The 19,565-nt window shown below is 58.5% G+C and carries 20 protein-coding genes; 13 read left to right on the top strand and 7 right to left on the bottom strand.

Annotation, left to right across the window (positions count from 1 at the left end):
• Window positions 1-898 (bottom strand): LysM peptidoglycan-binding domain-containing protein (locus R6T97_RS08910; protein ID WP_410348940.1); only part of this gene is annotated, 898 nt, incomplete at its 3' end.
• 432 nt (window positions 899-1,330) lie between these two features.
• Here R6T97_RS08910 and yghU point away from each other — a divergent pair.
• From yghU to ilvN, 3 genes are all read left to right on the top strand, one after another.
• Entirely contained in the window at window positions 1,331-2,197 is an 867-nt protein-coding gene (gene yghU / locus R6T97_RS08915; RefSeq protein ID WP_410348941.1) for a glutathione-dependent disulfide-bond oxidoreductase, read from the top strand.
• A gap of 313 nt (window positions 2,198-2,510) precedes the next feature.
• Complete coding sequence (locus tag R6T97_RS08920; RefSeq protein WP_410348942.1) at window positions 2,511-4,265, top strand: acetolactate synthase 3 large subunit; 1,755 nt, start codon at window positions 2,511-2,513, stop codon at window positions 4,263-4,265.
• 78 nt (window positions 4,266-4,343) lie between these two features.
• Complete coding sequence (ilvN, locus tag R6T97_RS08925; protein WP_410348943.1) at window positions 4,344-4,913, top strand: acetolactate synthase small subunit; 570 nt, start codon at window positions 4,344-4,346, stop codon at window positions 4,911-4,913.
• Window positions 4,914-4,999: 86 nt separating this feature from the next.
• Here the strand turns inward: ilvN and R6T97_RS08930 are convergent, their stop codons facing one another.
• Window positions 5,000-5,242, bottom strand: coding sequence for a hypothetical protein (locus R6T97_RS08930; protein WP_410348944.1), 243 nt, complete (start codon window positions 5,240-5,242; stop codon window positions 5,000-5,002).
• Between the two features lie 326 nt (window positions 5,243-5,568).
• On the opposite strand from R6T97_RS08930, the gene R6T97_RS08935 reads away from it, so the two are divergent.
• The 4 genes from R6T97_RS08935 to R6T97_RS08950 are packed head-to-tail and all read left to right on the top strand — an operon-like array spanning window position 5,569 to window position 9,347.
• A complete protein-coding gene (locus tag R6T97_RS08935; RefSeq protein WP_410348945.1) occupies window positions 5,569-6,723 on the top strand; it encodes an aromatic ring-hydroxylating oxygenase subunit alpha in 1,155 nt (384 codons plus the stop codon).
• The gene (locus R6T97_RS08940; RefSeq protein ID WP_410348946.1) at window positions 6,720-6,929 is read left to right on the top strand and encodes a hypothetical protein; all 210 of its coding nucleotides are present in this window, start codon (window positions 6,720-6,722) and stop codon (window positions 6,927-6,929) included. Before R6T97_RS08935 ends, R6T97_RS08940 begins: the two co-directional genes overlap by 4 nt.
• A 59-nt stretch (window positions 6,930-6,988) precedes the next feature.
• Entirely contained in the window at window positions 6,989-7,930 is a 942-nt protein-coding gene (locus tag R6T97_RS08945) for a nucleoside hydrolase (protein ID WP_410348947.1), read from the top strand.
• 1 nt (window position 7,931) lies between these two features.
• Window positions 7,932-9,347: a protein adenylyltransferase SelO gene (locus R6T97_RS08950; RefSeq protein ID WP_410348948.1), complete on the top strand. Its 1,416-nt coding sequence runs from the start codon at window positions 7,932-7,934 to the stop codon at window positions 9,345-9,347.
• Here the strand turns inward: R6T97_RS08950 and R6T97_RS08955 are convergent.
• From R6T97_RS08955 to R6T97_RS08970, 4 genes are all read right to left on the bottom strand, one after another.
• The gene (locus tag R6T97_RS08955) at window positions 9,322-10,221 is read right to left on the bottom strand and encodes a DMT family transporter (protein WP_410348949.1); all 900 of its coding nucleotides are present in this window, start codon (window positions 10,219-10,221) and stop codon (window positions 9,322-9,324) included. The two genes, R6T97_RS08950 and R6T97_RS08955, sit on opposite strands and share 26 nt — an antisense overlap.
• Before the next feature lie 110 nt (window positions 10,222-10,331).
• Entirely contained in the window at window positions 10,332-11,297 is a 966-nt protein-coding gene (locus tag R6T97_RS08960; RefSeq protein WP_410348950.1) for a DUF3179 domain-containing protein, read from the bottom strand.
• Between the two features lie 91 nt (window positions 11,298-11,388).
• Window positions 11,389-11,934: a peptidylprolyl isomerase gene (locus R6T97_RS08965; RefSeq protein WP_410348951.1), complete on the bottom strand. Its 546-nt coding sequence runs from the start codon at window positions 11,932-11,934 to the stop codon at window positions 11,389-11,391.
• Window positions 11,927-12,433, bottom strand: coding sequence for a peptidylprolyl isomerase (locus R6T97_RS08970; RefSeq protein ID WP_410348952.1), 507 nt, complete (start codon window positions 12,431-12,433; stop codon window positions 11,927-11,929). Before R6T97_RS08970 ends, R6T97_RS08965 begins: the two co-directional genes overlap by 8 nt.
• A 132-nt stretch (window positions 12,434-12,565) precedes the next feature.
• On the opposite strand from R6T97_RS08970, the gene R6T97_RS08975 reads away from it, so the two are divergent.
• From R6T97_RS08975 to R6T97_RS09000, 6 genes are all read left to right on the top strand, one after another.
• Window positions 12,566-13,741: a phosphoglycerate kinase gene (locus R6T97_RS08975; RefSeq protein WP_410348953.1), complete on the top strand. Its 1,176-nt coding sequence runs from the start codon at window positions 12,566-12,568 to the stop codon at window positions 13,739-13,741.
• A gap of 212 nt (window positions 13,742-13,953) precedes the next feature.
• Complete coding sequence (locus R6T97_RS08980) at window positions 13,954-14,883, top strand: class I fructose-bisphosphate aldolase (RefSeq protein WP_410348954.1); 930 nt, start codon at window positions 13,954-13,956, stop codon at window positions 14,881-14,883.
• Window positions 14,884-15,022: 139 nt separating this feature from the next.
• On the top strand, window positions 15,023-15,322 hold the full coding sequence (locus R6T97_RS08985) for an FtsB family cell division protein (RefSeq protein ID WP_410348955.1): 300 nt from the start codon (window positions 15,023-15,025) through the stop codon (window positions 15,320-15,322).
• 143 nt (window positions 15,323-15,465) lie between these two features.
• Complete coding sequence (pdhA, locus tag R6T97_RS08990; protein ID WP_410348956.1) at window positions 15,466-16,476, top strand: pyruvate dehydrogenase (acetyl-transferring) E1 component subunit alpha; 1,011 nt, start codon at window positions 15,466-15,468, stop codon at window positions 16,474-16,476.
• 3 nt (window positions 16,477-16,479) lie between these two features.
• Window positions 16,480-17,847, top strand: coding sequence for a pyruvate dehydrogenase complex E1 component subunit beta (locus R6T97_RS08995; protein WP_410348957.1), 1,368 nt, complete (start codon window positions 16,480-16,482; stop codon window positions 17,845-17,847).
• Window positions 17,848-17,859: 12 nt separating this feature from the next.
• A complete protein-coding gene (locus R6T97_RS09000) occupies window positions 17,860-19,182 on the top strand; it encodes a pyruvate dehydrogenase complex dihydrolipoamide acetyltransferase (RefSeq protein ID WP_410348958.1) in 1,323 nt (440 codons plus the stop codon).
• Between the two features lie 62 nt (window positions 19,183-19,244).
• Here the strand turns inward: R6T97_RS09000 and R6T97_RS09005 are convergent.
• A partial coding sequence (locus tag R6T97_RS09005; protein ID WP_410348959.1) for a hypothetical protein occupies window positions 19,245-19,565 on the bottom strand: 321 nt, incomplete at its 5' end.

A 19,565-nucleotide genomic window follows, 5' to 3' on the forward strand; every position in this document is an offset into this window, starting at 1 on the left:
CACTGTCTTCCATACCGGCAGAACGGATGTCCTCTTCGGCGGGCAGCGCATCATAGGTCACGATATCGACTTCGCCATCCTTCAAAAGCTGGAAGCAGCCGTTCTGTGCCACCGTTGTCACGTAGGTAATGTTCGGCTCGACAAGCTGTGCTGCCTCCAGATCGAACATGAACCACGCCTCGGGGCGGCAAACGCGCGCGCCGAACAGGTCATCGGTGCTTTGCGCGTTGGCATATTCACTGCCGTTGAGCGTATAGTAATCAACGATGATCTCGTAGAACGGGTCGGAGTGGTTGAACTCTGTGCAGCGGTAGGCGCTGGCCGGACCAAGGTTTTCGATCCGGTCACAATCTGGCCGGAACCAAGGGAACGCCATATCGACTGCGCCGGTTGGCAGCAGTGTCTCAAGGTGCGAACCCCAGTCGTTGATGAAAATGATATCGAAACTCTGATCGGGATTGCCGAGTTGCATCGCGCGGTCGACCATGCGGGTGATCATCCCGCCACCGGGAAGATTTTCATCGGTGAAAGGTGCATAATCGGTGGCGGTCGCAATACGCAGCGGACGCGACGGCGTAGAGGTGACGGGTGCCGGAACTGTCGATGCGGTGGTGACGCTTGCGCCACTTGAAGGCAACGAACCGTCCGCGCAAGGAATGGCCAGAACCTGACCGACTTCAAGCAGGTTCGGGCTTGACAGAATGTTGCTGTTGGCATCGAACAGAACCCGAAAGCCCCCGCGAACGTCGGCCGTCGAAGCAATCGCGCTAAGTGTATCGCCGGGCACAACGGTGTAGCTGGAACACTGTTCCTGTGCGTAAGCCTGATCTGGCGCCAGTGTGGTAAAGCCTGCTGCGGCTGCAACGGCCATGGCCAGACCCGTGGTTCCTTTAGACATTGTCTTTCCTTTCGTGCTCGAAGCGCCGCGGCGCAAATCCTGTGTCATAAAACTGCCCTTCCAATAAAATTCGGTTTCGTTAAAAGCCACTATCCCGCACATCAAGGCGAAATGTTGACCAAATAAGGACGAATAAGCAGCTTCTTTCTGTTAATATTGATTACACGATCGCAGCTCTTTTGCCGCCAACTCTGATCCAAAGCCCATCAAACCGCATTATTGTTGCTGATTACGAAATCATCGGTGCTGCCCGTATTTCTGACTTGCGGTGAAATTGTGACCAAGAAGGCACGCAGCACGATGCACCCGTTTCATGGCGCGCCGCCGGTTGCGTGAACAGCGCATTGTCGACACAAAGCTACAAAAAGCTTGCAGGTGATCGGCTGCGGCCCACATGACCTGTATGTGCAATTCGCAACGACTGGAGCAAGAATGACCGACACTACTGCTTATACCCCGCCAAAAGTCTGGACCTGGGACACTGAAAGCGGCGGCAGGTTTGCCAGCACAAACCGCCCGATCGCCGGCCCGACACATGACAAAGACCTGCCGGTGGGCAAGCATCCGCTACAACTCCATTCACTGGCCACGCCCAACGGGGTCAAGGTCACGGTCATGCTCGAAGAACTCTTGGCCGCAGGCCACCCCGCAGAATACGACGCGTGGCTGATCGACATCCAGAAAGGTGACCAGTTCAGCAGCGGTTTTGTGGATCTGAACCCGAATTCCAAGATTCCAGCACTGTTCGACAAGGATACCGGCGTGCGCGTTTTCGAAAGCGGCGCAATCCTGCTGTATCTGGCCGAGAAATACGGAGCGTTCCTGCCCAAGGGCATCGCAGAGCGGACCGAGACGCTCAACTGGCTGTTCTGGCTTCAGGGGTCAGCGCCCTACCTTGGCGGCGGTTTTGGCCATTTCTACGCTTATGCGCCCGAAAAGATGGAATATCCTATCAACCGCTTCGCAATGGAGGCAAAGCGCCAGTTGGACGTGCTTGATCAGCGGCTCGAAGACTCAGAATATCTGGGTGGCGATGAATATTCCATCGCCGACATGGCAAGCGTTCCTTGGTACGGTGCCTTGGTCAAGGGCGAGGTCTATGACGCTGCGGAATTCCTTGATGTGGCATCATACGAACAGGTCAATCGCTGGGCCGATGCGGTGATGAACCGCCCGGCCTATCAACGCGGCAAGATGGTCAACCGCGCATGGGGCGATCCGGCCAAACAATTGCGTGAGCGGCACGATGCGCGGGATTTCGACACGCAGACGTGGGACAAGATCGGCGATAGTGAATAATATCAGCCAGTTACGGCTTGTTTCAAACAAGGTTGGCGCATGGAAGCAACCCGGCGCCAACCCAACCCTCGAAATAAAGTTACCAAAACCGCGTCCATTACGACACTTTCTCCACTTCGCCTGTTGACCCCCCCTCTGGTGCAGATTAATGTCCGGCCAAGCAAAGGAACAACGATGACACAGGTCGTACTAATTGTGAGAAATACGCGCATGGGCCGGTAACGGTAAGACCATTACGATCCCATGCGCCCCCGACAGCTTCGGGGGTTTTTTTGTGACTGATGATAACGGATTGCGATAGGACGCGAGAAAAATGACAAAAGCCATGACGGGCGCAAAAATGGTTGTTCAGGCACTGATTGATCAGGGCGTGGACACAGTCTTTGGATACCCCGGCGGTGCCGTCCTTCCGATCTATGACGAGATTTTTCAGCAAAACAGCATCAAGCACGTACTGGTGCGCCATGAACAGGGTGCGGTACATGCCGCAGAGGGATACGCCCGTTCGACCGGCAAACCCGGCGTTGCCCTGGTCACTTCCGGCCCGGGTGCGACCAATGCGGTCACCGGCCTGACCGATGCGCTGATGGACAGTATCCCGATCATCGTGCTGACGGGTCAGGTGCCGACCTTCATGATCGGATCGGATGCGTTTCAGGAATGTGATACCGTCGGCATCACGCGCCCCTGCACAAAACACAACTGGCTGGTCAAGGACACCGACAGGCTTGCCGCCATCATGCACGAGGCGTTCCACATCGCCACTTCGGGCCGCCCTGGTCCTGTTGTGATCGACATTCCCAAGGACGTTCAATTCGCCACCGGCAAATACACCGAGGCACGTCAGGTCGAAACCCATTACAACCCGCAGGTCAAAGGTGACATGGAAATGATCACCGAACTGGCCGAGGCGATCGAAAAGGCCAAGCGTCCGGTTTTCTATACCGGCGGCGGCGTCATCAACTCCGGCCCCGCAGCCAGCCAATTGCTGCGCGAACTGGTTGCGGCAACAGGTTTCCCGATCACATCCACGCTGATGGGGCTGGGCTGCTATCCGGCTTCCGGCGACAACTGGCTGGGAATGCTGGGCATGCACGGGCTGTATGAGGCCAACATGGCGATGCACGACTGCGATCTGATGATCAACATCGGCGCACGTTTTGACGACCGGATCACCGGACGGCTGGATGCCTTCAGCCCCGGATCAACCAAGGCCCATATCGATATCGACGCCTCGTCCATCAACAAGGTGATCAAGGTCGATATTCCTATTTTGGGTGATGTGGCCCATGTGCTCGAAGACCTGCTCAACGTCTGGAAGGCCCGTGGTCGAAAGACCAACAAAGAGGCGGTCCAGAAATGGTGGGGCCAGATCAACGACTGGCGCAAGATCGACTGCCTGAAGTTCGAACAAAAGGGCAAGGTGATCAAACCGCAATACGCCCTGTCGCGGCTGGAAGAACTGACCAAAAAGCACGACCGCTATATCTGCACCGAAGTCGGCCAGCACCAGATGTGGGCCGCGCAGTATCTGGGCTTCGAGGACCCCAACCGCTGGATGACCTCCGGTGGTCTGGGTACGATGGGCTATGGTTTCCCCGCCTCCATCGGCGTGCAGATGGGCCACCCCGATGCACTGGTCATCAATGTGGCGGGCGAGGCGTCATGGCTGATGAACATGCAGGAACTGGGCACGGCGATGCAATACGGTCTGCCGGTCAAACAGTTCATCCTCAATAACGAACGTCTTGGCATGGTGCGCCAGTGGCAGGAACTGCTGCACGGCGAACGCTATTCCTCAAGCTGGTCGGAAAGCTTGCCCGATTTCGTGAAGCTGGCCGAAGCGTTCGGCGCGAAAGGTATCATCTGTTCCGACCCTGCCGATCTGGACGACGCGATCATGGAAATGCTGAACTACGACGGTCCAGTCATTTTCGATTGTCTGGTGGAAAAGCACGAAAACTGCTTCCCGATGATCCCCTCGGGCAAGCCGCATAACGAAATGCTGCTGGGCGAAAACGCGGATACGGCAAACGCAATTCAGGCCGGCGGCGCGGTGATGGTGTAACGCCGTCTGTACGTACAGGTTCTTTACAGGATCTGTACGCCTTCTGTACCGTCGAAATTATGTAAAAAGGGACATCCAATGTCACCGCTCAAGATCAAAAAAGGCTCTACCAGCCATTCCGCCTATGACCTGCGGCCCAATTTTTCCGACACGGTCGAACGTCACACGCTGGCCGTTCTGGTCGAAAACGAACCGGGGGTTCTGGCCCGCGTCATCGGGCTTTTCGCCGGTCGCGGCTACAATATCGACAGCCTGACCGTGGCCGAAGTGGACCATATGGGCCACCGGTCGCGCATCACCATCGTCAACACAGGTACGCCGCAAATCATCACTCAGATCAAGGCGCAACTGGGTCGGATCGTGGATGTGCACAAGGTCAACGACCTGACCGTCGAAGGGCCTTCGGTCGAACGCGAACTGGCGCTTTTCAAGGTGGCAGGCACCGGAAACGACCGGATCGAAGCGATCCGCCTTGCCGATATCTTCAGGGCAAGTGTCGTCGATAGCACCTTGGAATCATTCGTTTTCGAGATCACGGGCACACCCGAAAAGATCGACGCGTTCGCCGATCTGATGCGGCCCTTGGGTCTGGAAGAAATTGCGCGAACCGGCGTTGCGGCCCTGTCACGCGGGTCCGTCGCAGCATAACCGCAATCCCCCGCGCCCCCCTGGGACATGACGCGAGGGACGCATAGGCGCGCCGACTAAGGGGCTGGTCCGGCGCGCGCCACTCTTTATGTTGGCAGCATACCGGATGCTTGCGCCGCTTCAATTTCGTCGGCGTCCAGCAGGCCATCGCCCGATGTATCCATACTCGCGAAATCATCCTCGGTTATATCGGGCATTACCGCCTGAAGCTCGGGATAACTGTACATCCCGTCACCGTTGATATCGATCTCGGCGTCTTGGGCAAAACCGGGAACGGCCAGCGCGCCCAGAACGGCAAATGGTGCAATCAGCTTCAGCATAGGTTTCATCTTGGTCTCCTATCAGGATGCAGAAGGCATCTCCGCCTTCAATAATACAAATGGATGTTGTCGCGCCATCTTTCCATAGCCACATGAAAAAGAGAAGATTTGCGGCGCACATGCGCCAGTTTCCATACCTGTGATGCGCAAAAGCACGCTGAGCATTTCGCCTATTTGACTGACCGGCAATTCCTGACCGCTTGATCGGGCCGCGTGGCGGCGTTTGGCCCATGATCCTGCCCCTGATGTCGCTGTGAGAAAATTTGCGGTCGCGGCCTGACACAGCGCACACTGCTGCAAGATGTTACACCTCGTCCAAAGCGAGGATGGAACAGATGGCCAAAGACATACCCCTGGATACCCTTGATGCCGTGCGTCAACCCGTTGAAACAGCCCACGGTCTGCCCAACGCGCATTACACCGATCCGGCAGTATTCGATCTGGAAAAACATGCCGTCCTGTCGTCCAGTTGGGCAGGCCTTGCAGTCACCGCCGATGTGCCCGACGTGGGCGATGCCAAGCCGGTAGAGTTTCTGGGCATTCCCCTGCTTTTGGTCCGCGACCGGCAGGGGCAGGTGCGCGTGTTCCAGAATATCTGCCGTCACCGCGGCATGATCCTTGTGGCAGAACCGCGCAAGATCGAAGGCGCCATCCGCTGCCCCTATCATTCATGGTGCTATTCGACCGAAGGCAAGCTTGTCTCGACCCCGCATGTGGGTGGTGCCGGGCAAAACACGCATGAGGCCATCGACAAATCCCTGCTGGGACTGGTCGAGGTGCGCAGCCACATCTGGTTCAACACCATCTTCATCAACATCGACGGCAAGGCCGCACCGTTTGAAGATGTCCATGCCGAACTGCTGACCCGCTGGGCGGAATTCGAGCAACCCATGTATCACGGCGGGATCGACAGCAGCTTCACGCTGGATGTTGCGACCAACTGGAAACTGGCCGTCGAAAACTACTGCGAAAGCTATCACCTGCCGTGGGTGCATCCGGGCCTGAACAGCTATTCCCGGCTGGAGGATCACTACAACATCACCGAAATGGGCCGCTATTCGGGACAGGGCACGCTGGTTTATCGCCAGTTGACGGGCATGGACGGGATCAAGTTCCCCGATTTCGCCGATCTGAGCGAACAATGGGAAACCGGCGGCGAATACATCACCGTCTATCCCAACGTCCTGCTGGGCGTGCAACGTGACCACGCCTTTGTCATCGTGCTCGAGCCGCAGGGCCACGACAAGACCGCAGAGCATGTTCATCTGTTCTACGCCGCCGAAAAGACCGATGAAGCCCTGCGCCAGAAAAACGCGATCCAGTGGAAAAGCGTGTTCGAGGAAGATATCTTTGTCGTCGAAGGTATGCAGAAGGGCCGCGCCGCGCCCGGCTTTGACGGAGGCCGCTTCAGCCCTGCGATGGATGGGCCCACCCATTGCTTCCACGATTGGGTCGCAGGCAAGATTGCAACGCATGATCCTGCGCCATGACCCCGCTGCATGACCGCCTGCTTGACGCCCACGCCCGCGATGACAGGGCGGGGCTGATCACGCTTTATGCGGAGGCCGCCGATACCGCCAATGACGTGAATGCCGCCTGTTTCTTTCTAACCCACGCCTATGTCTTTGCGCTTGAAAAGGGTGATCCGGTCACGGATGTGCTTTATCAGCGATTGAAGGCAGAAGGACGCGTCTGACCCCTTGCCCCTGCCCGGCTCTCGGCCCACCTTAGGGGCAGGCAAGACAGGAAACAGACATGGCGCCACGCAAGATCATTATCGACACCGACCCCGGACAAGACGACGCGGTTGCGATCCTGCTCGCCCTTGCCTCGCCCGAAGATATCGAGGTGCTGGGCATCACGGCCGTCGCGGGCAATGTGCCTTTGCCGCTGACCGAAAAGAACGCCCGCATCGTCTGCGAACTGGCGGGCAAGCCGGATACATTGGTGTTCGCCGGTTGCGACGCGCCGATGAAGCGCGCGCTGGTCACGGCAGAGCATGTGCACGGCAGGACCGGCCTGGATGGCCCGCAGATGGCCGACCCCACGATGCCCCTGCAGGACCAGCACGCAGTTGACTTCATCATCGAAACCCTGCGCCGCGAACCCAGCGGCACGGTCACCCTTTGCCCGATCGGACCGCTGACCAATATCGCCACCGCATTTGAACGTGCGCCCGATATCATTGAGCGGGTGCAGGAAATCGTGCTGATGGGTGGTGCCTATTTCGAGGTGGGCAACATCACCCCTACCGCCGAATTCAACATCTACGTCGATCCCGAGGCCGCCAAGATCGTCTTTGGTGCAGGCGCACCGCTGGTGGTGATGCCGCTGGATGTGACGCACAAGGCGCTGACCACCAAGAACCGCATCGACGCTTTCCGTTCCATGCACACGAAAGTGGGCGATATGGTCGCCGCATGGACCGACTTTTTCGAACGCTTCGACATGGAGAAATACGGCTCCGAAGGTGCGCCGCTGCACGACCCCTGCACCATCGCCTATCTGATCGAACCACAGCTTTTCGAGGGCCGTCATATCAATGTGGAAATCGAGACCGAAGCGGAACTGACCCTCGGCATGACCGTAGCCGACTGGTGGCGCGTCACGGACCGCCCGCCCAACGCGATATTCATGAAGGATATCGACGCATCAGGATTTTATGCGCTGCTCGCGGCGCGATTGGCACGGCTCTAGAATGCATATCCCTTTCGACAATTCCTATGCCAAGCTGCCGCCGCAGATGTTCACGGCGCAGTTGCCGACGCCCGTGAAAGCGCCGCAGATGATCGCGGCCAACGCTGATCTGGCGGCACTGCTTGGTATTGATCCCGCCGATCTGGACACGCCAGAGGCCGCACAGGTCTTTGCGGGCAATCACATTCCCGATGGGGCAACCCCGCTGGCGCAGGTCTATGCAGGCCACCAGTTCGGCAACTGGAACCCGCAACTGGGCGACGGGCGTGCGGTAATGCTGGGCGAGGTCGTAAGCACCGATGGCATCCGCCGCGATATCCAGCTTAAAGGGTCCGGCCCCACCCCCTATTCGCGCGGTGGCGACGGGCGCGCATGGCTGGGTCCGGTGATGCGTGAATATCTGGTGAGCGAGGCCATGCATGCGATGGGTGTGCCCACCACCCGCGCACTGGCCGCCGTCACCACAGGTGAACCTGTCTTGCGCGAAGAGGTGCTGCCCGGCGCTGTCATCGCCCGCGTGGCCCAAAGCCACATCCGCGTCGGTACCTTCCAGTTTTTCGCCAGTCGTGGTGATCTGGCAGCACTTCAGGCGTTGACCGATCATGTGATCGCACGGCATTACCCTGCCGCAGACGGCCCTGCCGCGCTGCTTGATCAGGTGATCGCACGCTATGCCGCGCTGATCGCCAAGTGGATGGGGCTGGGCTTTATCCACGGGGTGATGAACACCGATAATGTCTCTGTCGCGGGCGAAACCATCGACTACGGCCCTTGTGCATTCATGGACGGTTTCCACCCTGACTCTGTGTTCAGCGCCATCGACCAGTTGGGGCGCTATGCCTATTCCAACCAGCCGGGGATCGGCGGCTGGAACATGGCGCAGTTTGCAACCGCGCTGATCCCGCTGATGCCTGACCGCGACGCCGCGATCAAAGATTTCACCGCTGCTGTCCACGGCATGCAAGAACAGTACGAGGCCGAATGGCTGAAGGTTTTTGCCGCAAAGCTGGGCATCGCGGACCCGACGCAAGATGACCGCGCGCTTGTCGCGGACCTGCTGGATCTGATGGCCAAGGATGGTGCTGATTTCACCAATACATTCGCCAATCTGGGCCACGCCGATGCCCGCGATCAGTTCCTGAACCGTGCGGATTTCGACGCTTGGGAAGAACGCTGGTCCAAGCGCAAATCGGGTGATGCGGCGGCCATCATGGCGCAGGCCAATCCGCGGATCGTCCCCCGCAATCATCGCGTTGAAGAAGTGATCACCGCAGGGCGCAACGGCGATTATGGCCCGTTCCATGCGCTGCTGGCGGCGGTCACGACGCCTTTCGCACCACTGACCGACAAAACCGCCGCCTTCGCGCGGGCACCGACCAAGGACGAACAGGTCACGCGTACATTTTGCGGGACCTGACGGGCCGGTTGATCAGCAATATCCCCAAGGCAACGAGGACCAGAGCGGCAATCAGGCTGGGGCCGATCTCCTCTCCCAGCAAGAGCCACCCCAGCCCCACCGCCAGAACAGGCGACAGAAAGCTGAACGAGGCGACGCCGGAAGCGGGATAGATCGACAAGAGCCAAAGCCAGAAGATGAAACCGGCGCTGACCACAACAACGATCTGGAACACCAACCCTGCGATGTGAACAGGCGCCAGATCACGGATGAACGGCCCGAAGAAAAACGCAGCGATCAATAGAACCGGCGCGGACACGCCCACCTGCCACATCAACTGTATCTCGGGTCGCACCCGCGATAGCGAAGACGCCTTGGCCAGAAGCGCCATCGCAGCCCAGCCCACAGCCGCACCCACCGCCGCCAGATCACCCCAGAAACTGCCAGCCCCGTCATCGCGGGACAGGATCGCCATGGCGACACCACCCAAGGCCAGCACAAGTCCAAGCGCCTTGCGCGGCGTGACACGGTCATCGGGCAGCACGAAATGTGCCATGATCGCCAACCAGACCGGCATCGAATAGAAAATCACGCTGGCACGGCTGACAGCCGTCAGATCAAGGGCCACGAAGAGGCACAGAAACTCGAACGAAAAGACACAGCCAATGGCGAAACCTGCCGCGCGCGTCCCCTTTTCAAAGCGCAGGGGAATACCGCGCCACCGCATCCAAAGCCAGATGCACACCACCGCCCCGACCGATCTGAGACCAGCAAAGAACACCGGTTGCAAACCATCGTTGGTCACTTTGATGACGACCTGATTGAACGCCAGCAAAAGGGCAAACCCGGTCAGGGCCGTAGCACCGAACAGGTCAATCTGAGATTTCTTTTCCATCCGCGCAGATCATGCGTGCAAGGCCGGACTGTCAAGCAAAACAATCCGTTACCATCTTGGCGGTAAAACTCCCGCCGGAGGGTTCTGCCCGCGCAGCACGCGCGACGATGCTATTTACCGATCATCCATTCGCCGTCAGGCCAAAACGCATGAAAGGCAAAGGCGAACATCACATCATGGGGCAGATCATTGCCTTGCGCATCGCGCACCCGCACGTTGCCCACATCCTTGCCCGATCCGATCCGCGCGGTATCCAGCCCCGATGCCTGTCCTTGGGTCCATGAAAAGCTGACACCGGATTCGGTCAGTTGCCCTTCTTCGGCCAGGCGTGCGAGTGGCCACGCCTGATCGCCAACACGCACCACCCGTGCCAACGCCGGAATGTCATGCGGAGGCATTTCACCGGAGTACAGAAACGGGCGGTTGGAACTGTCATAGCGCACGTAGGGATTGGCACCGTAGTTGCGATTGAAGTCGGGCTGTTCCATCACCAGCCCGTCAGGATTGCGGGTTGAAAAGGCCTCCCAGCTTTCCATCCAGCTTGGCAGGCTCACCAACTCTGTCCCGGTCAAATCACCGACAATCGCCTCGCCTATGGCTTGTTGCCACCAGCTTTCGGTTTCACGGTCGTACATGATCATGTCGGAATTGCGCAGCTTGCCAGAGACACCAAAGCGCAGCGTGCCTTGTGCTGTGCGGCGGTCAAAGATGATCCCGGAATTGCACAGGGGGCAGAAGGTCACCGCAACGGGCACGCCGCCCACCTCGTCATTCACGATCTCGTGCCATGTCAGATAGCGGATCGGGTATGCGCGGGGCACCTGCCCTTCAATCTCGAGTGTGATGACCGGTTCGCGCGGCATCAGATCGGGTTTGTCCGCAACGGACGTGAAGGTCGGATCGTCAATCGCGGGGATACCGTCCTTGGGCGGGCCACCGGACATGATTTCCTCCCAGTTTTCCACGCTCGTGGTCTCGAAATCGGTGTTCGGCCATTCGGACGACCAGAATTCAGGGCTGGCTACAGACATGCTGGCAGCCGTGCAAAAGGCGGTGACTGTGGGGATCAGGCGCATCGGGCTCTCCTTACTTGCATGAGCAGGGTGTCCGTTTGCGCCGGGTCCGCCTAGCCCCCTCGCGGATAAGTGAGGGGGCTGGCGACTTTTGTTACTGCGTGACGCGGACAGCGGCCATCATGTCGGGCTTGCCGATCACAGCACCATTGGCACCGGTGCCGCGCTTGATCTGGTCGACCAGTTCCATGCCTTCGGTGACTTCACCCACGACGGTGTATTGCCCGTTCAGAAAATATCCGGGTTCAAACATGATGAAGAACTGGCTGTTGGCTGAATTAGGGCTTTGCGCACGGGCCATACCCACGACACCACGTTCGAACGGGATGTCCGAAAACTCGGCAGGGATATCCGAAAACGCGGACCCGCCGGTGCCGGCACGAGACAGATCACCGCCCATCACACCGTTCTGCACATCGCCTGTCTGCGCCATGAATCCGTCGATCACACGGTGAAAGACGACACCATCGTAACTGCCTGCCGCTGCGATCGCAGTGATCTGGGCGGTATGCAGCGGGGCTGTGTCTTCAAAGAGATCAATGACGATGGTGCCATTGGCCTCGCCTTCAAGATCAATTTCGAGGCCCGCGCCAAGCACGGGTGAAGCCACGACAGCGAGGATTGCGGCAAACTTATACATCGGCAGCGACTTTCATGCTGATCATGCGGTCGGGGTTCATCGGCGGCTCGCCCCGCGTGATCGCGTCCACATGCTCCATGCCGGAGACGACCTGACCATAGACGGTGTATTGGCCGTTGAGGAAATCGTTGTCCTTGAAATTGATGAAGAACTGGCTGTTGGCCGAGTTGGGGTTGGCCGAACGTGCAGCACCGATAGAGCCACGCGCATGGGGGATCTTGGAAAATTCCGCAGGCAGATCAGGCATGTCGGACCCGCCTGTTCCGGCACGGCCAAGGTTGAAGTTGTCTTCCATGTTGCCGTTGGCCACATCGCCTGTCTGCGCCATGAAACCGTCAATCACCCGGTGAAAACACACGTTGTCGTATTTGCCGGCGCGCGCGAGTTCTTTCATGCGCGCAGTGTGCGCCGGAGCCACGTCCGGCAGCAGTTCGATGATCACGTCACCGTCTTTGAGTGTCATGATGATTGTGTTTTCGGGGTCTTTGATATCGGCCATTTGGCGCTCCTTCATCTTAAGTTCGAACCCGACATATGACCCATTGGCACGATTGCCAAGTCGGTCAGGTTGACGCGAGCGCCCGATTGCCGCAACAAAAGGGTTAGATTGCATTCCTACAGGAGCAAAACGATGGCTTGGAAAACACTCGACGATATGGATTTTGCGGGTAAACGCGCCTTGGTGCGTGTGGATATCAACGTGCCTGTCGAAGATGGCGTGGTGACGGATACCACCCGTATCGAGCGGATCATTCCGACCGTCGATGATATACAGGCCAAAGGTGGCAAGGTCATCCTGATGGCGCATTTCGGCCGCCCCAAAGGTCAGGTCGTGCCCGAGATGTCGCTGGAGATCATCGCGCCAGCCGTTGCCGATGTGCTGGGCCTGCCTGTCACTTGGGTCAACGCCGATTATGCCGATGCGGTTGCCGCGATGGAAGGCGACGAGGTCTTGTTGCTGGAAAACCTGCGCTTCAATCCCGGCGAGGAAAAGAACGACGAGGGGTTTGCCAAGCGCCTTGCCAGTCTTGGCGATATCTATGTCAACGATGCCTTCTCTGCCGCCCACCGTGCCCATGCCAGCACCGAAGCGATTGCCCACCTTTTGCCCGCCTGCGCAGGACGCCTGATGGCCGAGGAACTGGGTGCGCTCGAAAAGGCTTTGGGCACGCCCGAGCGCCCCGTCGTGGCGGTGGTGGGCGGGGCGAAGGTGTCGACCAAGCTTGACCTGCTGGGCAACCTTGTCGGCAAGGTCGATCACCTCGTGATCGGCGGCGGCATGGCGAATACATTTCTGGCTGCGCAGGGGATTGATGTGGGCAAATCGCTTTGCGAGCATGATCTGGCCGACACCGCGCGCGAAATTCTGGGCAAGGCAGAGGCCGCAGGGTGCGAGATTATCCTGCCACGCGACATTGTCGTGGCGCGCGAATTCAAAGCAGGTGCCGATACCGAAACCGTGGCGCCCGATGCCTGCCCTGCCGACGCGATGATCCTTGATGCGGGCCCGCAGACAGTAGCCTATATCAGCGAAGTGCTGGAGAACGCCAAGACACTGGTCTGGAACGGCCCGCTCGGGGCGTTCGAGATCGCACCCTTCGATGCGGCAACCAACGCGGCAGCAGCCAGGGCGGCGGAGCTTTCCAAGGCAGGCAAACTGATCTCGGTTGCCGGTGGTGGCGACACGGTCGCGGCGTTGAACCAAGCAGGTGCTGCGGATGATTTCACCTATATCTCGACCGCAGGTGGTGCCTTTCTGGAGTGGATGGAAGGCAAGGAATTGCCGGGTGTCGCGGCGCTGTCGTGATGCAGCGGTAGCAGGGGGCGCTGCCCCCGTCGCCTGCGGCGCCTCCCCCGAGGTATTTGCCAACATGAGAAGCAGTTGAATGGGTCCTGATAACCGGACGTCAGCCGTGTTTGCGATAACATTCCGTCCGGTTGCGCTAACATATTTGCAACCGGACAATTCGCCCCCTATCGGTCTTTTGACGCTGCTGTTCAGCCACAAAGGGCCACCTCATGAAAACCACCCGTATCGTTCAGAAACTCCTTGCCAATTACGAAGGCGAAACACCCGGCGTGAAGGCCAATCTGGCCCGCATCCTGATGAACGGCAAACTGGGCGGTACCGGCAAGATGGTCATCCTGCCGGTTGATCAGGGCTTTGAACATGGTCCGGCGCGGTCTTTTGCGCCAAACCCTGCGGGGTATGATCCGCATTATCACTATCAGTTGGCGATCGATGCGGGGTTGAACGCCTATGCGGCACCCTTGGGCATGATCGAAGCGGGTGCGGATACCTTTGCAGGCCAGATCCCGACGATCCTGAAGGTAAACTCTGCCAATTCGCTGATCCCGTCAGAAGCGCCGAAAACGCAGGCGATCACGGCCTCTGTCGACGATGCGCTACGGCTTGGCTGTTCTGCGATCGGGTTCACCGTCTATCCCGGATCATCGGCTGCATTGGACATGTTCGGTGACATCGCCGAAATGCGCCGCGAGGCTGCCGCCAAGGGCATTGCCACGGTGATCTGGTCGTACCCGCGCGGTGAAGCCTTGGACAAGGACGGCGAAACGGCGATTGATATCGGGGCCTATGCAGCCCAGATCGCCGCGCTGCTGGGCGCGCATATCATCAAGATCAAGCTCAGCACCGATTACCTGAGCCTGCCCGAGGCCAAGAAGGTCTATGAGGCGGAAGGGATCGATATTGCGACGCAAGCGGCCCGCGTCCGCCACTGCGTGCAAAGTGCCTTTGACGGGCGGCGCTTGATGGTCTTCTCGGGCGGTGCCGCCAAGGGCGCCGATGCGATCTATGACGATGCCCGCGCGATCCGCGACGGCGGCGGCAACGGGTCGATCATCGGGCGCAATTCATTCCAGCGCGACCGGGATGATGCGCTGGCGATGCTGGGCAAGCTGGTCGAGATTTATCGCGGCAAGGACTAACATTGCATTTCCGGAGAGTGCCGGCTGATTTTGGTGACAGATCGGGCATGGGTTTTCATAATTAGGGGATTCCCTTCGCGAATCGGATATGCGACCCTGTCCATAGCCATCCGTTAGAGATGGCACCTGAGGCAGAGACATGAACCGACGCAGCGGCCCGCAACTTGGCGCTCTTTTCTATTTCCTCGGCATGATCATGCTGGGGCTGTATTTCACCTTTGCCGCCGTGCAGGGTGATTATGGCCTGTTCAAGCGGATCGAAGTGAACGCCGAAGGCGATGCCCTGCGCATCGAGCTGGCTGCCTTGCAGGCCGAGGTTGCCCGGATGGAAAACCTGACCGTGCGCCTGTCTGACAACTTTCTTGATCTGGATCTGCTCGACCAGCAGGCCCGCGATGTACTTGGCATGATCCGCGCCGACGAAATCGTCATCCGCTAGCACCCAAAGACAGTCGGCAGATGCAAGGCTGCTATTCCTTCACCGTTTGACCATAGGTCACTTTGACTCTCGCATTTTTTGCGCGCATGGTTTAAAAGATAGTTTAATACTAAACTATATACGAACACGCTGGAGGATAGCACATGCCGCCCAAAAAGGCCGCCGCGAAACCCAACGTCTCAGCCGAGGAACTGCTGGGACATTACCGTGAAATGCTGTTGATCCGGCGATTTGAAGAAAAGGCGGGCCAGCTTTATGGCATGGGCCTGATCGGGGGCTTCTGTCACCTTTATATCGGGCAGGAAGCGGTCGTCGTAGGCCTCGAGGCCGCAGCAGAGGAAGGCGACAAGCGCGTCACCTCCTACCGCGACCACGGGCATATGTTGGCCTGCGGCATGGACCCCAAGGGCATCATGGCAGAGCTGACAGGCCGCGAGGGTGGCTTTTCCAAGGGCAAAGGCGGCTCTATGCATATGTTTTCGAAAGAGAAGCATTTCTATGGTGGCCACGGTATTGTTGCCGCACAGGTGCCATTGGGTGCGGGCCTTGCCTTTGCTGATAAATACAAAGGCAATGACCGCGTAACCTTTACCTACTTCGGTGACGGTGCCGCCAACCAGGGGCAGGTTTACGAGACCTACAACATGGCAGAGCTTTGGATGCTGCCGGTCGTCTTTGTGATCGAAAACAACCAATATGCAATGGGTACATCGGTGCAACGCTCGACCAAGTCGCCATCCCTGTGGGAACGCGGTGCAGCCTACGGCATCCCCGGCGAAGAAGTGGACGGGATGAACGTGCTGGCCGTGAAAGAGGCTGGCGAACGCGCTGTCGCGCACTGCCGCGCTGGTAAGGGTCCCTATATTCTGGAAGTGAAGACATACCGCTACCGTGGTCACTCCATGTCCGACCCCGCCAAGTACCGGACGCGTGAGGAAGTGCAGAAAATGCGCGATGAACGTGACCCGATCGAGCAAATCCGCGATATGCTGCTGACCGGCAAACACGCCACTGATGATGATCTCAAAGCCATCGACAAGGAAATCAAGGCCGTGGTGAACGAAGCCGCCGAGTTCTCGAAAGAGAGCCCGGAACCTGCCTTGGATGAACTTTGGACAGACATTTACGCAACCGAAATTCCGCAGGAGGCTTAAGGAATGGCAACTGAAATTCTAATGCCCGCCCTCTCGCCCACCATGGAAGAAGGCACATTGGCAAAATGGCTTGTCAAAGAGGGTGACACTGTGTCCTCGGGCGACATCATGGCCGAGATCGAAACCGACAAGGCTACGATGGAATTCGAAGCTGTCGATGAAGGTGTCATTGGAAAGATCCTGATCGAAGAAGGCACCGAAGGCGTCAAAGTGAACACGCCAATCGCGATTCTTGTGGAAGAAGGTGAAGATGTCCCCGAGGCTGAAGCCGCTCCTGCCGAAGAACCTGCTGCTGCCAAAGAGGAACCTGCCCCATCCAAAGCGCCTGCCGCCGCAGCCCCTGCTGCACCAGTCGCCGACGCGACCCCGGACTGGGACGCTGATATCGAGGTGAAACAAACCACGGTGCGTGAAGCCCTGCGTGATGCAATGGCCGAGGAAATGCGCCGCGACCCCGATGTTTTCCTGATGGGCGAAGAAGTGGCCGAGTATCAGGGCGCCTACAAGATCAGCCAAGGCCTGCTGGACGAATTCGGCGCCAAGCGCGTGATCGACACGCCGATTACCGAACATGGCTTTGCCGGGATCGGTGTGGGAGCGGCCTTTGGCGGGTTGAAACCGATTGTCGAATTCATGACATTCAACTTCGCCATGCAAGCCATTGATCATATTATCAACTCTGCGGCGAAGACGCTTTACATGTCTGGCGGTCAGATGGGTGCGCCGATGGTGTTTCGCGGGCCTAGCGGGGCTGCTGCTCGCGTGGGTGCACAACACTCCCAGGATTATGCCGCATGGTATATGCAAATTCCGGGGCTGAAAGTGGTGATGCCCTATTCGGCCGCTGATGCCAAAGGCCTGATGAAGACCGCAATCCGCGATCCCAACCCTGTCATCTTCCTCGAGAATGAAATCCTTTATGGCAAATCTTTCGATGTGCCGGTCATGGATGACTTCACCATCCCCTTGGGCAAGGCCAAAATCGAACGTTCCGGCGATGATGTGACCATCGTCAGCTTTGGCATCGGCATGACCTATGCGCTGGCAGCCGCCGAAAAGCTGGCCGAAGACGGGATCAATGCCGAGGTCATCAACCTGCGGTCCCTGCGTCCGATGGATACCGAAACCATTCTCGCCTCTGTGCGAAAAACCAACCGCTGCGTGACCGTCGAAGAGGGCTGGCCGCAGGGCAGCGTCGGCGGCTATATCAGCAGCGTGATCATGCAGGAGGCGTTCGATTACCTGGATGCGCCCGTCATCACCTGCACCGGCAAGGATGTGCCCATGCCCTATGCCGCCAACCTTGAAAAACATGCATTGCTGACCGCAGACGAGGTCGTCGATGCCTGTAAACAAGTAACCTACCGTTAAGGAGACCGCGCAATGCCAACAGAAATCCTGATGCCTGCCCTGTCCCCCACGATGGAAGAAGGCACGCTGGCCAAATGGCACGTCAAAGAGGGTGACACCGTATCATCCGGTGACATCATGGCCGAGATCGAAACCGATAAGGCCACGATGGAGTTTGAAGCTGTCGATGAAGGTGTGATGGGCAAGATCGTCATTCCCGAAGGCACCGAAGGCGTAAAGGTCAACGACGTGATCGCCATCCTGCTGGAAGAAGGCGAAAGCGCGGACGATATCGGGGATGTCAGCGCAAAATCCGACGATGCATCCTCACATACCGCTCCGGCAGAGGCCAGTGATCAGACTGCTCCGGCGGAAGGCTACGGTCGTGGCGAGACAGAGGCGACCCCTGCCCCGGCAGCACCTACCAAGGACGGCGAGCGTATCTTTGCCACGCCGCTGGCGCGCCGGATCGCGGCGGACAAGGGCCTTGATCTGGCAGCCATTTCAGGGTCCGGGCCGCGCGGTAGGATCGTGAAAGCAGATGTTGAAAGCGCAACAGCCGCTCCAAAGGCTGCGGCCCCAGCCACCAAGGCAGAGATCCCCGCACCTGCGGCAATGGCCACAGGGCCGAGCACCGATGTTCTGCTCAAGACTTACGCCGATCGTCCGTTTGAAGAGGTTAAACTGGACGGTATGCGCAAGACCGTCGCAGCCCGCCTGACCGAGGCCAAGCAGTCTGTGCCGCATTTCTATCTGCGCCGCGACATCCTGCTTGATGATCTGCTCAAATTCCGCAGCCAGTTGAACAAACAACTGGAACCGCGCGGCGTGAAGCTGTCGGTCAATGACTTCATTATCAAGGCCTGCGCCTTGGCGTTACAGCAAGAGCCGGACGCCAACGCCGTCTGGGCCGGTGACCGGATGCTGAAGTTCGAGAAATCCGATGTCGCCGTTGCCGTGGCGGTCGAAGGCGGGCTGTTTACGCCTGTGCTGAAAGATGCCGAAATGAAATCGCTTTCAGCACTCTCGGCAGAGATGAAAGACCTCGCCACGCGCGCCCGCGCGCGCAAACTGGCACCGCATGAATATGTTGGTGGCAGCTTTGCAGTCTCCAATCTTGGCATGTTCGGCATCGACAACTTCGATGCGATCATCAACCCGCCACATTCCGCCATTCTTGCTGTCGGTGCTGGCGTGAAAAAGCCAGTCGTCGGGGCAGACGGGGAACTTACCGTCGCCACGGTGATGTCGACAACGCTTTCCGTGGATCACCGTGTGATTGATGGCGCGTTGGGGGCGAACCTGCTGAATGCGATCAAGGAAAACCTTGAAAATCCCATGACCATGCTGGCCTAAAAACACAGACTACAAATTGAAAAGGGGGCCGCCATGGCCCCCTTTTTTGTCGATTGAACGGCTCAGTCGCGCAGCGACGCGCCTTCCACCTCAATCCCGTCGGTGATGTTGGACCCGACAAGCGTCAGCTCACCTGCACCTGCATCTTCCTGCACGACTTCAAGGCCAAGTTCGCCATCGTCGTTTCCGGCGGTCGTGACAGCAGAAACAACGGCGTAGACATCGCCTGCGTCTTCTTCTTCAAGCACGATACCAACGCCACCATTGCCGGTCAGCACAGCGTCCGCGATCAGACCCAGCACGTGACCGTCATCTTCTTCGCTCATCTTGATGGCGTCGTCTGCGTTGCCGTGTCCAGTGAACCCATTGACCGAGATCACGAT

The sequence above is a fragment of the Yoonia sp. genome (assembly GCF_046498525.1).
Lineage (GTDB): Bacteria > Pseudomonadota > Alphaproteobacteria > Rhodobacterales > Rhodobacteraceae > Yoonia.